We start from the raw sequence: 14,491 nt of genomic DNA on the forward strand, positions 1-14,491 counted from the left end.
TGTAGGAAATCACCCTGCTACCATTAGGAAGTTTCGACATCAAATTCATCTGACTCATAGTTGAAAATTGATTACTCATAATAAAAAAAGTACTCATCGCGCATACGTTAAGCACTCAAACAGCATGTGTCAAAAGGAATAGGCTCAAATTGCGTAGCAAAAAATCACAAGCTGTTTTAGCGCGACTGAAGCAAATAACCGGCACCAAAAGCGATGCCTCCTTGTCTTCTGCGCTACAAATCAGCCCACAGACCCTTAGCAGCTGGAAGGGTCGTGACAGTACGCCATACTCATTATGCGTAGAAATCGCTCAATCGCGCGGCGTTTCGCTCGACTGGTTGCTGCTGGGTGAAGGACCGATCCTGCGCCATAGCGCCGCTGTTAATGCCTCGGAACTCAGTCAGGAAACAGCCACTCGGGAAGATACAATTCTCTCCATGTGGCGATTGCTTAGTGAAGAAGATCGCTGCGCCATACAAAATGCCCTGGAGGAAAAACGTCGCCTGCGTGAAATGGAACTCAAACTTTCAGAGATGGCGTCTATCCTGTCGACACTGCAACAGTCGAACGAAACATAATGTCATATGGCCGCTTACTTGAAGGCGCGTCACACCCGCAATGTCCCGCTGCACGTGTTCATGACAAGTTGATACCCATCAGCGTCGTCCTTTCAGGCGCTCAATGATTTCACCCAGGCCAGCGCCGTCGACCCACTGCATGAGCTTGACGCTGATGGGAATAATGATCAGCGCGCAAAGAAATGCCGTTACCCCTTCGGTCAGGAAAGGTGCCAGCGGCAGCGCGACAGGGGTAAACAGATAGCCAACGCCCGCCGACAGCAACCAGGAGCCGATACGCTGCCAGGTCTTGAAGTCAGCACGAGTGGTGATGACCAGCCACGCCCCGAGCGATGCACCGAATAGCGCTTCGCCATCAATCGAAGGCAGCGTCGCGATCCCCAATCCCAGTAGCAGGCCACTGATACTGTTATAGGCCGAATCAGACAAGTTCATGACCACCTCGCTCATCGACGCTGTCGACACAAATGACGCCCGACTCAATGGCTTTGAGCAAGGCAGCATGACGGGACCTGACAGCAAACTTGCGGCGAATATTGGAAAAGTGAAAGTTGATCGTGGTCGGCGAGCAATCCTGAATCCTGGCGATTTCCCAGGAAGTCTTGCCCCTGTAGCACCACATCAAGGCTTGTGATTCTTTCGCCGTCAGATGGACCGGCGGTTCATTTGCCGCGCCGTCAGACGCGGCACCGGCAAAATAATCGAGTGGTCGATGCGTTGACATAAGTACCTCCCTCTACGTCAGAACGCCCGTCACAGGGCGTTCGCTGTTGGAGGGAGATGTTGAAGACCGGGCAGCAGCCAGACAACCGGCCGCAGTTGTACCGCCAGGCGTTACAAAAGTGTTCGACGGCCCGCTTAGCTGAGCACGACCAGGCGGTTAGGCAGTTCGTTGCGTACATGCGTCACCGGGACGTGCACCTTGAGCAATTCGCCGCACGCCTCGACGCAGGCCACGAAGCCCTGCAACGTCTGGCCCTGTCGCACCTGCCGGGTGAACGCCGCGACAATCGCGTCCCAATGGCTGTTGTCCAGCCGACTGGAAATACCCTCATCCACCAGGATTTCCACATAGCGCTCGGCTTCAGAGACGAAAATCAGGATGCCGGTGCTGCCGACCGTATGGTGCAGGTTCTGTTCGAGGAATTGCCGGCGCGCCAGGTTCGAGGCGCGCCAGTGGCGTACCGAACGAGGAACCAGGTGCGTGGTGATTTTCGGTAACCGCAATACCAGGCACAGCACGATGAAGGTGATCCATTGCACCAGCAGCAGGCTGTGCAAGGTCAGCCAGCCCGTCAGGTAATGCACGATCCCCGGCACCACCAATGCCAGCAGGCTGGCCCAGAGCAGCGGGATGTACACGTAGTCATCGGCCCGGGCCGCGAGCACGGTGACCAGCTCCGCGTCGGTGTCGCGCTCGACCCGGGCAATCGCCTCGGCCACCTTGCGTTGTTCGTGTTCAGTCAGTAATGCCATGTGTTGAATGCCTGCTCGCTATTGTTTTTCTGCCGAGTCATTACCAGCCGCCCGACGAACCGCCGCCACCGAAACTGCCCCCGCCGCCGCTGAACCCGCCGCCACCGCCAAAACCGCCGCCACCAAAACCGCCACCGGAACCACCGGAGCCCCCACGACCGGAGGGAAGGATACCGAGCATCTGGCAAACAAATACTGTCAGAATGAACAACAACACCAGGAACACGAACAACCCCGGGTGCCGCGAGACGAAATCGTCTCCCGGATCGCCGCTGGACTCATAGACCGTCGAGGGCTCGTCCAGGGGATTGCCGCCCAGCACCACCAGCATCGCTGCCACCCCGTCGCTGATGCCCTTGCTGTAATTGCCAGCCTTGAACGCCGGGGTGATGACCTGGTGGATGATCACCGAACTCTGGGCGTCGGTCAGGCGATCTTCCAGGCCATAGCCGACTTCGATGCGCAGTTTGCGCTCATCACGGGCAACAATCAGCAGCGCGCCGTTGTTCTTGTCTTTCTGGCCGATACCCCAGTAGCGGCCCAGTTGATAGCCAAAATCGGCGATATCGGTGCCCTGCAGGTTGGCAAGCGTGACCACCACCAATTGCTCGCCAGTGGTCTTTTCATGGGCCTGCAACTGCTGAACCAGCTGCTCGCGCACTGCTGGCTCGATCATCTGGGCGTTATCCACCACCCGTCCGGTCAGTTCCGGGAACTTCAATTGGGCCTGGACCGCCAGGGCAAACAGCCCCAGCAACACCACCAGGCCGATCTTCAACACTCGCATTGGCAACCTCGCACGTCCCTGCGGCAGCTCCTACAGGGGTCATTTATCTGCCATCAAGGATTCAGAATTTGACCTCGGGTGGCTTCTCTGAACCGGGCGTGGCCTCGAATGTCTGGCGTTCCGGAAGGTTGCTGTACATCACGGTGTGCCACAGGCGACCGGGGAACGTGCGGATCTCGGTGTTGTATTTCTGCACCGCCAGGATGAAGTCACGCCGGGCTACGCTGATCCGGTTCTCGGTGCCTTCAAGCTGCGATTGCAGGGCAAGGAAGTTCTGGTTGGCCTTGAGGTCCGGATAGCGCTCGGACACCACCATCAGGCGGCTCAAGGCGCCGCTGAGCTGATCCTGGGCCTGTTGGTACTGCTTGAGTTTTTCCGGGTTGTCGAGCGTGGAGGCATCGACCTGGATCGAGGTGGCCTTGGCCCTGGCTTCGATCACGGCCGTCAGGGTGTCCTGTTCATGCGCGGCGTAGCCCTTGACGGTTTCCACCAGGTTGGGAATCAGGTCGGCGCGACGCTGATACTGGTTTTGCACCTGGCCCCAGGCAGCCTTGGCCTGTTCATCGAGGGTCGGGATGTTGTTGATGCCACAGGCGGTGAGCAATGTGGCCAGCACCAGCAACGTGACCACTTGCAGGCTCGACCGGTAAGACTGTCGTACATTCATCAGAGTGATGCTCCGTTCACATGTCATGGAAAAAACAACCGGCGACCCTCTCGGCCGGCTCTTCGGGCATAATCGGCGCGGCACTGGATCGCGTCGGGGCAAATGGGCTAAAAAATGCCCTGCACAAAAACCGCTTCCGGTGTTCGACTGCCATTTTCGGCTGTCGCTTTTTGAGTCAGCACCCGAACAACAATAGTCGCTCCCTAAATTTTGGCTGGCCGGCGTGTACATCGCCGCTTGGGCCCTTGAGAAAACTATTCATGAAGAAGCTGTGTTTGCTGGGCCTGTTCGTCAGCCTGGCCAGTCATAACGTACTGGCCGCCACGACGCCCGCACCCCTGGAGAACAAGGACGCTTTCGTCAGCAACCTGATGAAGCAAATGACCCTCGAAGAAAAAATCGGCCAGTTGCGCCTGATCAGCATCGGGCCGGAAATGCCGCGCGAAATGATTCGCAAGGAAATCGCGGCGGGCAACATCGGCGGTACCTTCAACTCGATCACCCGCCCGGAAAACCGTCCGATGCAGGACGCGGCCATGCGCAGCCGCCTGAAGATCCCGATGTTCTTCGCCTACGACGTGATCCACGGCCACCGCACCATTTTCCCGATTCCGCTGGCCCTGGCGTCGAGCTGGGACATGGATGCCATTGGCCTGTCCGGGCGCATTGCCGCCAAGGAAGCTGCGGCTGACAGCCTCGACATCACCTTCGCACCGATGGTCGACATCTCCCGCGATCCGCGCTGGGGCCGTACGTCCGAAGGCTTTGGCGAAGACACTTACCTGGTGTCGCGCATTGCCGGCGTGATGGTCAAGGCGTTCCAGGGTGCTGGTGCGAACGCCGCCGACAGCATCATGGCCAGCGTCAAGCACTTCGCCCTGTATGGCGCCGTTGAAGGCGGTCGAGACTACAACGTGGTCGACATGAGCCCGGTCAAGATGTACCAGGATTACCTGCCGCCGTACCGCGCCGCGATTGACGCCGGCGCTGGCGGGGTGATGGTCGCGTTGAACTCTATCAACGGCGTGCCGGCCACTGCCAACACCTGGCTGATGAACGACCTGCTGCGCAAGGAATGGGGCTTCAAGGGCCTGGCGGTCAGCGACCACGGGGCGATTTTCGAGCTGATCAAGCACGGCGTTGCCGCCGACGGTCGTGAAGCCGCGAAGCTGGCGATCAAGGCCGGCATCCACATGAGCATGAACGACACCCTCTACGGCAAAGAGCTGCCAGGGCTGCTCAAGGCCGGCGAGATCCAGCAGAGCGACATCGACAACGCGGTGCGTGCAGTATTGGACGCCAAGTACGACATGGGCCTGTTCAAGGACCCGTACCTGCGCATTGGCAAGGCCGAGGATGATCCGGTCGACACCTACGCCGACAGCCGCCTGCACCGTGCCGAAGCCCGTGATGTGGCGCGCCGCAGCCTGGTGTTGCTGAAGAACCAGGGCGAAACACTGCCCCTGAAGAAAACCGCGAGAATCGCCCTGGTCGGCCCGCTGGCCAAGGCCCCGATCGACATGATGGGCAGCTGGGCCGCCGCCGGCCGGCCGGCGCAATCGGTGACCCTGTTCGACGGCATGACCAACGCCCTGGGTGATAAATCGACACTGATCTACGCCCGTGGTGCCAACATCACGAGCGACAAGAACATCCTCGGTTACCTGAACTTCCTCAACTTCGACGCCCCGGAAGTGGTGGATGACCCGCGTCCGGCGAACGTGCTGATCGACGAAGCGGTGAAAGCGGCCAGGAATGCCGACGTAGTGGTTGCCGCCGTGGGTGAGTCCCGCGGCATGTCCCACGAATCGTCGAGCCGTACCGATCTCGATATTCCGCAAAACCAGCGCGAGCTGATCCGTGCCCTGAAGGCCACTGGCAAACCGCTGGTACTGGTGTTGATGAACGGCCGCCCGCTGACGATTCTCGAGGAGAAAGAACAGGCGGACGCGATCCTGGAAACCTGGTTCAGCGGCACCGAGGGCGGCAACGCCATCGCCGACGTGCTGTTCGGCGACTACAACCCGTCAGGCAAACTGCCGATCAGCATCCCGCGCTCGGTGGGCCAGATTCCGACCTACTACAACCACCTGACCATTGGCCGGCCATTCACGCCGGGCAAACCGGGCAACTACACCTCGCAATACTTCGATGACACTACAGGCCCGCTGTACCCGTTTGGTTATGGCCTCAGCTACACCGATTTCAGCCTGAGCGACATGGCGCTGTCGTCGACCACGCTGAACAAGACCGGCAAGCTCGACGCCAGCATCACGGTGAAAAACACCGGCAAGCGTGACGGCGAAACCGTGGTGCAGCTGTACATCCAGGACGAGACCGGCTCGATGATCCGCCCGATCAAGGAGCTGAAGAACTTCCAGAAGGTCATGCTCAAGGCCGGTGAACAGAAAGTCGTGCACTTCACCATCACCGAAGACGACCTGAAGTTCTACAACACCCAGCTCAAGTTCGCGGCGGAGCCAGGCAAGTTCAACGTGCAGATCGGCCTGGATTCACAGGATGTGACGCAGCAGAGCTTCGAGTTGCTCTAACCGTTCAAACTCCGCGCCCCTTGTCGGAGCTGGCTTGCCAGCGAAGGCGGCCTAACATCCAACGAAGATGTTGAATGTTATGGCCTCTTCGCTGGCAAGCCAGCTCCTACAAGGGTATTGGGTGTAGCGACTATCCCCTTCGATCCAGCAGATTGACCACCAACCGATCCACCCACCCCCACGCCCGCTGCTTGACCCGTTTCCACAGCGGTCGGCGTTGCCATGCCTCCAGGCTCACTTCCTGGCTAAGCGAGAAGTCCTTCTCGAAACTCGCCATCACGTCACGGGTCAACCCAGGGTCCAGCGCTTCAAGGTTGGCCTCCAGGTTGAATCGCAAATTCCAGTGATCGAAATTGCACGAACCAATGCTCACCCAATCATCGATCAGGACCATTTTCAGATGCAGGAAACACGGCTGGTATTCGAAAATTTTCACCCCGGACTTGAGCAGTCGCGGGTAGTAGCGATGCCCGGCGTAACGCACTGAAGGATGATCGGTGCGCGGACCGGTCAGCAGCAGCCGCACATCGACGCCGCGGGAGGCCGCGCGGCGCAGTGAACGGCGGACTTTCCAGGTCGGCAGGAAATACGGCGTGGCCAGCCAGATGCGTTTGTGTCCGCTGTTCAATGCACGAATCAGCGATTGCAGGATATCCCGGTGCTGGCGGGCGTCGGCATAGGCGACACGGCCCATGCCCTCCCCCGTGGACGGCACGCGGGGCAGGCGCGGCAGACCGAAATGCGCAGCCGGTCGCCAGGCGCGACGATGGCGGTTGGCGATCCATTGGCGGTCGAACAGCAATTGCCAGTCGAGCACCAGCGGGCCAGTGATTCCCACCATCACTTCGTGCCACTCGCTGACGTCTTCGTTCGGCGTCCAGAATTCATCGGTCACACCGGTGCCACCGACCACCGCCAGACTCTGGTCCACCAGCAACAGCTTGCGGTGATCTCGGTAGAAATTACCGACCCAGCGTCGCCAGCTCAGGCGATTGTAGAAACGCAGCTCGACGCCCGCGGCCGTCAGTCGCTGGCGCAGGGTCAGGGTAAAAGCGAGGCTGCCGTAATCATCGAACAGGCAGCGCACCCGCACACCGCGCTCGGCGGCCTGGACCAGTGCCTGAACCATGGCTTCGGCGCAAGCGCCCGCCTCCACCAGGTAAAGCTCCAGTTCAACCTGTTCTTCGGCACGGGCAATCGCCACCAACATGCGCGGGAAAAATTGCGGGCCGTCGACCAGCAATTCGAAGCGATTGCCTTCACGCCAGGGAAAGATCGGACCAGCCATGTCAGCGCGCCGTGAAGATCAGCACCGCACCCACCGGCACCGACAGACTGATGGCCGACAGGCCGGCGACCTTGCGCAACGCTTCCAGCCCGGGCGCCAGATCAAAGTCTTCGGCATTGATCACCACCGGCTCCAGGGTCACCACCTGGAAACGTCGGTCATCGAGACGGGTGGCCAGCAGTTCGGCGTTGTAGGTGTGCTGCTTGCCGTGCAGGTCGACCATCAGTGGCAGGCGCAATTCCAGTTGCGCGCCGGGGGCGAGGTCGTTGATCGGGCGCAGGTCGATTTGCGTGCTGATCAGGGCTTCGGCAAACCTGTCGATCTCGAACAGCGCCTTGCGCATGCGCTCATCGCGCAACGGAATGCCACTGTTGACCGACTCCAGCTCGACCTCCACTTCGGCTTTTCCGCTGGGATCGACTTTGCCGTGCAACACCAGGAAGCGCTGCACTTCGGAAACATTGGCGTTTTTGGTGCTGACGAACGACAGCCGCGAGGACTCGCCGTCCAGGTACCAGTTGGCCTGGGCCGACAGCGATGCGCCGGCCAACAGCAGGCAGGCGAGGGTTTTGCAGACAGACCGCTTGAACATAGAAACTCTGGGGCAGATAAACCTGTGCTGAACCTTAACTGCCCGTGGCGCTATTGCAAACCGCTTTAACTATCAGGCCATCGCCTGCTGCACATCGCCAATGGTCGCGGCGAGGCTGCTCAGGTGCAGGCTCAGCACCCGTTCCACCGGCGCCTGATCCATCGGCCAGTGCAACGCCATGCTGCCGACCAGCCGGCCATCGGTGTGAATCGGCAAGGCCACCGCGCGAATCAGGAAAGGTAATCGCACCGGGTATTCCCAGTAGCCTTCGGTGCGCTGGCCGAAGCCTTGATGCAATGCCTGTTGGGTGGCGTTGAACAGGGATTCATCGCTCAGTCGCTCACGCTCGGCCAGACGCGCCACTTCATCGCTTTGCAGCTCACCCAGGCAGGCCCGGCCCATGGCCGAGTGGAACAGGCTGGCGTGCTGGCCGACGATCTGGCAGTTGTTCGGATAGCGCTTGCGCAGCACGGCAGGGATCGCACTTTCCATCACCTCCACCCGCTCGCCATCGAAGCACGACAGGTCCGCCACCAGCCCGGTCCGCTCGCTCAATTCCAGCAGCAGCGGTGCGGCGTTCTCCACCAGGCGCCGCTTGAAGCGCTGCCGACTGTCACCGAACAGGCGCCTGGCACACAAGCGGTAACGCCGGTCGCTCAAGCCGCGATAGATCCAGCCTTGCTCCTGCAAGGTCAGCAACATGCGCGACACCGTGGCCTTGGGCAGACGGGTCAGGTAGTGCAACTCCTCCAGGCCCAGCGCCTGATGCTCGCCCAGCAACTCGACGATCGCCAGGGCGCGCTCGACGGAACGTACACTGCCGGTTTCTGCCTTGCTGTCCATGTGTTCGATCTCCTTGGGCGCTGATGGATGATCGCTTCTTGCAGCAAGATGTGGGCCTGCCCACCGGTTTCACGCACTTGGCAGACAACCGGGCGGCCGGCGCTTGACCCACTGGGTCAACTGTTCGTGGGCATAAGCGAGCTGCAACACCGCGCGGTCGGCCTGGGCCGGGCCTATGATCTGCAGGCCCATCGGCAGGCCGGCCGGGTTGAAGCCCACCGGCACGTTCATGCTCGGCAAGCCGGCCAGGGTGGGGCCGATCACCACCTCCATCCAGCGGTGATAAGTGTCCATGTTCCGCCCGCCGACGACGCGCGGCCAAGGGGTTTGTGCATCAAAAGGAAACACTTGGGCCGTGGGCAGCAGCAGGAAGTCGTAACGCTCGAACAACTCGTTCAAGGCGCGATACCACTCGCTGCGACCGACCGAGGCCTGATAGACATCCGCTGCCGTCAGGCGCAGGCCACCCTCGATCTCCCATTGGGCTTCGGGTTTGAGCTGTTCGCGTTTGTGCGGGTCGGCATACAGCGCGCCGAGGCCACCTTGCACCAGCCAGTGACGGTGCACCAGCCAGGTCTGCCACAGGCGTTCCATGGAGAAATCCGGCTGACAGGCTTCAACCTTGCAACCCAGCTCTGCGAAGTCCTGCAGCGCCGACTCGCACAGGCTCATCACGCCAGGCTCCATTGGCAGGTAGCCGTTGTAATCGCCCAGCCAGCCGAGGCGAACCTCACGAAAATCCTGCGCCAGCGACTGATGGAAAATCTCCGGGTCCTGAGTCAGCGACAACGGCACGCGCGGGTCGTAACCGGCCTGGGTGCCGAGCAAGCGGGCGACATCGGTGACGGTGCGCCCCATCGGTCCTTCGGTGGCCAGTTGCTGGACAAAAACTTCGGGCTGCGGACCGTGTGGCACGCGGCCCTGGGACGGGCGCAAACCGAACACGTTGTTGAACGCCGCCGGATTGCGCAACGAACCCATCATGTCACTGCCGTCGGCCACCGGCAGCATGCGCAACGCCAGCGCCACCGCCGCCCCGCCGCTGCTGCCACCGGCGACCAGCGACGGATCGTAGGCATTGGTGGTGGTGCCGAACACGCTGTTGTAGGTGTGCGAGCCGAGGCCGAATTCCGGTACGTTGCTCTTGCCGATGATGATCGCGCCGCTGGCACGCACTCGCGCCACGCTGATGGCGTCGTGCAGCGGGACTTGCTCGGCGAACAGCGGCGAGCCCATGGTCGTGCGCAAACCGGCGGTGGCGGCCAGGTCCTTGACCGCTTGCGGCATGCCGTGCATCCAGCCCCGGGACTGGCCCTGGGCCAATTGTCGGTCGCAGGCATCGGCCTCTGCCAGCAACTCCTCGGCCGGTCGCAGCGACACCAGCGCATTGACCTGCGGGTTGAAGCGCTCGATCTGCGCCAGATAAGCCTGCATCACTTCACGGCAGGACACATGGCGCGCGTGGATCGCCCGGGACAGCGCATCAGCGTCCATTTCAACAATCGGATTCATGCTCAAGGTTTCACCCCAAGGTTAAGTGCAACGGATTTCTTTGCCCGTGGTGCCTCCTGCATGCAGTAAGTGCCCAATAGCGTCAGCACGCAAGCGAACAACACGTAGAACGACGGTGCCACCGGCGTGGCCAGGACCTTGCTCAGCCAGGTCACGATCAGCGGGGCAAAACCGCCGAACACCATGACCGCCACGTTATAGGCCACCGACACCCCGGTGGAGCGCACTTCAATCGGAAACTGCTCGGCCAGCGCCGTCGGTGCCGGGCCGAAAAAACCGCCAATCGCCGTGCACAGCAACAGTTGCATCACCAGCAAACGCTCCACCGAGGGCGCCGCCGCGACCCACACGTACAACGGATAGACCATCAGGAAAAACGCCAGGGTGAAGGCCATCAACACCGGACGCCGGCCGAGGCGGTCAGACAAGGCGCCCGACAGCGGAATCACCACGGTCATCACCGCCACGGCGAGCATCTGCACCAGCAGCACCTGGTCCAGCGGCAGGCCGAGGTTCTTGTGGGCGAAGGTCGGCATGTTCACCAGCACCACGTAGAACGACACTGTCGCGCCACAGGCCAGGCCCATTGATACCAGAATGGCGCGACGATGTTCGCGGATCACTTGCAGCAAACTCGGGCTCTCGCCTTTGGCTTGTTTGCGCGCTTCGAGAAACTCCTCCGGTTCCTCCATGTGCTTGCGAATCCACAGCCCGACCGGGCCGATCAACAGGCCGATCATGAAGGGAATCCGCCAGCCCCAGCTGTCCAGCGCCTCGGGGGTCAGCAGATGGGTGAACAGCGCCACCATCCCCGCTCCGGAAAACACCGCCAGGCATTGCCCGACCAATTGCCACGAGCCGTACAGCCCCTTGCGGTGCGCTGGCGCGCTTTCCACCAGGAAGGCGGTGGCGCTGGCGTATTCGCCACCGGTGGCGAAACCCTGGAGCATCCGCGCGACCACGATCAGCAGCGGTGCGCCCATGCCGATGGCGGCGTAGTTCGGCGCGAAGGCGATCAGCGCGATCGACACGGTCATCAGGCGGATGATCATCTGCATCGCCGCCTTGCGTCCCTTGCGGTCCGAATACATGCCCAGCAAGACGCCGCCCACCGGGCGCATGAAGAAACCTACGCCGAAGGTCGCCAAGGCCATCAGCAGCGACGCGTACTCGTCTTCGGAGGGGAAAAATTGCCGGGCGATGATGCTCGCCAGAAAGCCGTAGACAATGAAGTCATACCATTCCAGCGCGTTGCCGATAACGGCCGCAACCACCTGCCGGGTGCGCGAAACACCTGTGCTCGAAGTGTGCATGGGAACTCTCCAGAAACCTGTTGGGTGATGTCGGGCGCGACTTGGCGCACCCGGGTCCAGCGGCAGTAGAAAGTGAAAGGGTCAGGCCGGCTTGAGCCAGCTCTCGGCCAGCGCGCCCCAATACGCCGCGCCGGTCAGCAGGATGTCGTCGTTGAAGTCGTAGGCGGGGTTGTGCACCATCGGGCGCGATACGCCGTTGCCGATGAACAGGTAGGCGCCGGGACAACGTTGCAGCATCCAGGCGAAGTCTTCGCTGCCCATCAGCTTGGGCGTGTTGCCATCGACCGCGTCGGCGCCGACCAGCTCGACGCCGACTTGCCGGGCGAACTCGGTTTCGGCGGCGTGGTTGACCAGCACCGGATAGGCCGGACGGTGTTCGATTGTCGAGCTGCAACCAAAACTGCGGGCCTGGGATTCGATGATCGCGCACACCCGCTCGAGGGTCTGCTCACGCACCTGGGCATTCAATGCACGCAGGCTCAGGCGCAGGGTCGCCTGTTGGGGAATGACGTTGGCCGCCTCCCCGGCCTGCAATGCACCGACCGTCACCACCGCCGCCTGCTGCGCATCGATGTTGCGCGCGACCACGGTTTGCAGGGCCATGACCACGCTGGCCGCTGCCACCAGCGGATCGACCGCCAGATGCGGCATCGAGCCGTGTCCGCCGACGCCTTCAATGGAGACGTTGAGCAGATCCTGCGAGGCCATCATCGGCCCTTCGCGAAAGCCCAGGTGCCCCGCTGGCAGGCCCGGCATGTTGTGCATGCCGAACAGTGCGTCGCAGGGAAAACGCTCGAGCAAGCCATCGGCGAGCATCGCTTCGGCGCCGCCCTGGCCTTCCTCGGCCGGCTGGAAAATCAGGGTCAGGGTGCCATCGAACTGACGCGTCGCCGCCAGGTAGCGCGCCGCGCCCAACAGCATCGTGGTATGGCCGTCGTGCCCACAGGCGTGCATGCAGCCCTGGTGTCGGCTGCTGTAGGCCGCGCCGGTATTCTCGATGATCGGCAGCGCGTCCATGTCCGCGCGCAAGCCGAGTTTGCGCGGGCTGTTGCCGTTGCGCAGAACGCCGACCACTCCGGTCTTGCCGATGCCCGTATGCACTTCGTAGCCCCATTGCGAAAGCGATTTGGCTACCAGCGCCGACGTGCGGTTTTCCTCGAAGCCGAGTTCCGGGTGGGCGTGGATGTCCTGGCGGGTGGCGTGCAGGTCGCTGGCGACGTCGTTGAGCCAGGCCAGAATGTGTTGATGTCGGGTCATGACGATTTCCTCAGGCCGGGTGTATTCCCGTTCTTTTTGTTCGTAGTGATTTCGCGACGCTTGAAAGGCAGGTCGCGCTCGCCACCAGATAACCGCGAGTCGCGCGCGAGGACAATCGAATGTGGTTCCACCAGATGGAACCTGCAGGTCAGGGGTTAAGGCGACAGCCTTGGTGCTCGCCGACCCACACGGCAATATTGCTGCGCCCCAGCCCGCTGACCGTGACGCGCTTGCCGGCAGCGTCATCGGTAAAGCCGCTGGTGGGCAGCCATTGCCTGACGTAGCCACGGCAATAGCCAGCGTCGTTGTTCATCACGTAGCGGCACGAACAATACTCCTTGGCGGTGTAGGCGCTGATGATGTCCGGGAATGCCCACAGCGCCATCCGCTCCTGCCAGATCCAGCCAAGCAAGGCGAGCAGCAGGATCAACAACAATGAACTGATCGGTCGGCGTCTCATGAAACCGCTCATGGTTTCACCGTCCCGGCAAAGGCCTTCAGCGCGAGCTTGAGCAATTCGTTGTGCTGGTAGAGGCCATCGCGATCATCGCCATAGCGCACGATCACCAGGTTTTCCCCGGGAATTACATACATCGCCTGGCCCCAATGGCCCAGGGCGGCAAACGTATCGGCGGGTGCATCGGGCCAGGGCCGGGCGCCCCCGTCGACTGCACGATTGAGCCACCAGTGGCCACCGGGCACCGCCTCATCCTGGTAGGCGCGATAGCCCGCGAAGGGCTCGCGATTGAATGCCACCCAGTCTTTGGGCAGCAGTTGTCTATCGCCCCAGCGACCGTCCCGCGCCATCAACAGGCCGATGCGGGCCAGATCCCGGGCGGTCAGGTAGGCATAGGACGAGGCGACGAAGGTTCCCGTGGCATCGGTTTCCCAGGTCGCTCGGCGAATGCCCAGGGGGTTGAACAGCGCGATCCATGGGTAGTCCGCGTAGCGCTCTGCACCGACGATGGTTTTCAGCGCGGCGGACAGCAGATTCGTGTCGCCACTGGCGTAACGAAACGACTGCCCCGGTGCCGCGTAGGTGCCGTGATTCGCGGTGAAGGCAGCCATGTCCCGATGACCTCGGGTGTAGAGCATGGCCACCACCGAGGAATTGAGCGGTGCGTATTCGTAATCTTCCTGCCAGTCCAGACCCGAGGCCCAGTGCAGCAGGTCGGCCATGGTCAGGTCCGGGTGTTTTTGCAGGGGTGGATAGAATTTGACCACCGGGTCCTGCAGCTTGAACCCGCCTTCGCCATACGCCACGCCGAGGACCGTGGCCATCAGGCTTTTGCTGATGGACCAGGTGAGATGCGGCGTTTCGGCGGTGGTCGGGCCGGCGTAGCGTTCGTAGATCAACTGGCCATCGCGGATGACGAGCAAGGCGTCGGTGCGGATGCCTTGGCGAGTGGTGTCGTCGCGGGGTGGGAAAGCGTACTGCTCCAACGCCTCAAGCGCCGGCCCGGTCGCTTCCCGGCCGGTCGACCATTGTTCGGCAGGCCAGTTTTCGGCGTGAGCCGTCAGGCTGAGCAACATGAAGATCAGTGACAAGCCTTTGAACATGGCGTGGGCTCGCAAGGAATAGCCTGCAGAGCCTAGTCGAGGTTGATGACAGTTCCGGGATTTGTG

15 protein-coding genes are annotated in these 14,491 nt (G+C 61.6%); 2 read left to right on the forward strand and 13 right to left on the reverse strand.

Translation table 11 applies throughout. From position 1 onward, the window contains the following. Positions 1-149 precede the first annotated feature (149 nt). Entirely contained in the window at positions 150-578 is a 429-nt protein-coding gene (locus tag BKX96_RS13775) for a helix-turn-helix domain-containing protein (protein WP_256721545.1), read from the forward strand. A 78-nt stretch (positions 579-656) separates the two neighbouring features. On the opposite strand, the gene BKX96_RS13780 is transcribed toward BKX96_RS13775, so the two are convergent. The 5 genes from BKX96_RS13780 to BKX96_RS13800 all read right to left on the reverse strand — a co-directional run bounded on the left by BKX96_RS13780 (position 657) and on the right by BKX96_RS13800 (position 3,508). Then, positions 657-1,013: a putative holin gene (locus tag BKX96_RS13780; protein WP_046816847.1), complete on the reverse strand. Its 357-nt coding sequence runs from the start codon at positions 1,011-1,013 to the stop codon at positions 657-659. After that, positions 1,000-1,302 carry a helix-turn-helix domain-containing protein gene (locus tag BKX96_RS13785; protein ID WP_046816706.1) on the reverse strand — a complete coding sequence of 101 codons (303 nt, stop codon included), beginning with the start codon at positions 1,300-1,302 and terminating at the stop codon, positions 1,000-1,002. The genes BKX96_RS13780 and BKX96_RS13785 overlap by 14 nt, the downstream gene beginning before the upstream one ends. A 134-nt stretch (positions 1,303-1,436) precedes the next feature. Beyond that, a complete protein-coding gene (locus tag BKX96_RS13790) occupies positions 1,437-2,054 on the reverse strand; it encodes a TPM domain-containing protein (RefSeq protein ID WP_046816705.1) in 618 nt (205 codons plus the stop codon). A gap of 40 nt (positions 2,055-2,094) precedes the next feature. After that, the gene (locus BKX96_RS13795; RefSeq protein ID WP_046816704.1) at positions 2,095-2,841 is read right to left on the reverse strand and encodes a TPM domain-containing protein; all 747 of its coding nucleotides are present in this window, start codon (positions 2,839-2,841) and stop codon (positions 2,095-2,097) included. 61 nt (positions 2,842-2,902) lie between these two features. Continuing rightward, positions 2,903-3,508, reverse strand: coding sequence for a LemA family protein (locus BKX96_RS13800; protein WP_046816703.1), 606 nt, complete (start codon positions 3,506-3,508; stop codon positions 2,903-2,905). A gap of 260 nt (positions 3,509-3,768) precedes the next feature. Between BKX96_RS13800 and bglX the strand changes: the two genes are divergently transcribed. Then, complete coding sequence (gene bglX / locus BKX96_RS13805; protein ID WP_077184237.1) at positions 3,769-6,060, forward strand: beta-glucosidase BglX; 2,292 nt, start codon at positions 3,769-3,771, stop codon at positions 6,058-6,060. A 130-nt stretch (positions 6,061-6,190) separates the two neighbouring features. Here bglX and BKX96_RS13810 read toward each other — a convergent pair whose 3' ends face one another. From BKX96_RS13810 to BKX96_RS13845, 8 genes are all read right to left on the reverse strand, one after another. Beyond that, on the reverse strand, positions 6,191-7,348 hold the full coding sequence (locus BKX96_RS13810) for a phospholipase D-like domain-containing protein (protein ID WP_077184239.1): 1,158 nt from the start codon (positions 7,346-7,348) through the stop codon (positions 6,191-6,193). Position 7,349: 1 nt separating this feature from the next. Further along, complete coding sequence (locus BKX96_RS13815; protein ID WP_046816700.1) at positions 7,350-7,940, reverse strand: YceI family protein; 591 nt, start codon at positions 7,938-7,940, stop codon at positions 7,350-7,352. A 72-nt stretch (positions 7,941-8,012) separates the two neighbouring features. Further along, positions 8,013-8,783 (reverse strand): IclR family transcriptional regulator, encoded by a 771-nt coding sequence (locus BKX96_RS13820; protein ID WP_046816699.1) that lies wholly within the window; start codon positions 8,781-8,783, stop codon positions 8,013-8,015. Between the two features lie 69 nt (positions 8,784-8,852). After that, positions 8,853-10,295, reverse strand: coding sequence for an amidase (locus BKX96_RS13825; RefSeq protein ID WP_077184241.1), 1,443 nt, complete (start codon positions 10,293-10,295; stop codon positions 8,853-8,855). Between the two features lie 2 nt (positions 10,296-10,297). Further along, a complete protein-coding gene (locus BKX96_RS13830; RefSeq protein ID WP_077184242.1) occupies positions 10,298-11,608 on the reverse strand; it encodes a citrate-proton symporter in 1,311 nt (436 codons plus the stop codon). Positions 11,609-11,689: 81 nt separating this feature from the next. Beyond that, on the reverse strand, positions 11,690-12,865 hold the full coding sequence (locus BKX96_RS13835) for a M20 aminoacylase family protein (RefSeq protein WP_046816696.1): 1,176 nt from the start codon (positions 12,863-12,865) through the stop codon (positions 11,690-11,692). Positions 12,866-13,013: 148 nt separating this feature from the next. Beyond that, the gene (locus tag BKX96_RS13840; protein WP_046816695.1) at positions 13,014-13,337 is read right to left on the reverse strand and encodes a hypothetical protein; all 324 of its coding nucleotides are present in this window, start codon (positions 13,335-13,337) and stop codon (positions 13,014-13,016) included. Further along, positions 13,334-14,425 carry a serine hydrolase domain-containing protein gene (locus BKX96_RS13845; RefSeq protein WP_077184244.1) on the reverse strand — a complete coding sequence of 364 codons (1,092 nt, stop codon included), beginning with the start codon at positions 14,423-14,425 and terminating at the stop codon, positions 13,334-13,336. The genes BKX96_RS13840 and BKX96_RS13845 overlap by 4 nt, the downstream gene beginning before the upstream one ends. Positions 14,426-14,491: the final 66 nt, after the last annotated feature.

The organism is Pseudomonas putida (genome assembly GCF_001976065.1).
GTDB lineage: Bacteria > Pseudomonadota > Gammaproteobacteria > Pseudomonadales > Pseudomonadaceae > Aquipseudomonas > Aquipseudomonas serbica.

What these genes read in the sequence shown, in the direction of transcription:
- BKX96_RS13845 (WP_077184244.1), bottom strand. Translation starts at nt 14,425, where the DNA reads ATGTTCAAAGGCTTGTCACTGATCTTCATGTTGCTCAGCCTGACGGCT.
- BKX96_RS13835 (WP_046816696.1), bottom strand. Translation starts at nt 12,865, where the DNA reads ATGACCCGACATCAACACATTCTGGCCTGGCTCAACGACGTCGCCAGC.
- BKX96_RS13825 (WP_077184241.1), bottom strand. Translation starts at nt 10,295, where the DNA reads ATGAATCCGATTGTTGAAATGGACGCTGATGCGCTGTCCCGGGCGATC.
- BKX96_RS13840 (WP_046816695.1), bottom strand. Translation starts at nt 13,337, where the DNA reads ATGAGCGGTTTCATGAGACGCCGACCGATCAGTTCATTGTTGTTGATC.
- BKX96_RS13815 (WP_046816700.1), bottom strand. Translation starts at nt 7,940, where the DNA reads ATGTTCAAGCGGTCTGTCTGCAAAACCCTCGCCTGCCTGCTGTTGGCC.
- BKX96_RS13795 (WP_046816704.1), bottom strand. Translation starts at nt 2,841, where the DNA reads ATGCGAGTGTTGAAGATCGGCCTGGTGGTGTTGCTGGGGCTGTTTGCC.
- BKX96_RS13785 (WP_046816706.1), bottom strand. Translation starts at nt 1,302, where the DNA reads ATGTCAACGCATCGACCACTCGATTATTTTGCCGGTGCCGCGTCTGAC.
- bglX (WP_077184237.1), top strand. Translation starts at nt 3,769, where the DNA reads ATGAAGAAGCTGTGTTTGCTGGGCCTGTTCGTCAGCCTGGCCAGTCAT.
- BKX96_RS13820 (WP_046816699.1), bottom strand. Translation starts at nt 8,783, where the DNA reads ATGGACAGCAAGGCAGAAACCGGCAGTGTACGTTCCGTCGAGCGCGCC.
- BKX96_RS13780 (WP_046816847.1), bottom strand. Translation starts at nt 1,013, where the DNA reads ATGAACTTGTCTGATTCGGCCTATAACAGTATCAGTGGCCTGCTACTG.
- BKX96_RS13830 (WP_077184242.1), bottom strand. Translation starts at nt 11,608, where the DNA reads ATGCACACTTCGAGCACAGGTGTTTCGCGCACCCGGCAGGTGGTTGCG.
- BKX96_RS13790 (WP_046816705.1), bottom strand. Translation starts at nt 2,054, where the DNA reads ATGGCATTACTGACTGAACACGAACAACGCAAGGTGGCCGAGGCGATT.
- BKX96_RS13800 (WP_046816703.1), bottom strand. Translation starts at nt 3,508, where the DNA reads ATGAATGTACGACAGTCTTACCGGTCGAGCCTGCAAGTGGTCACGTTG.
- BKX96_RS13810 (WP_077184239.1), bottom strand. Translation starts at nt 7,348, where the DNA reads ATGGCTGGTCCGATCTTTCCCTGGCGTGAAGGCAATCGCTTCGAATTG.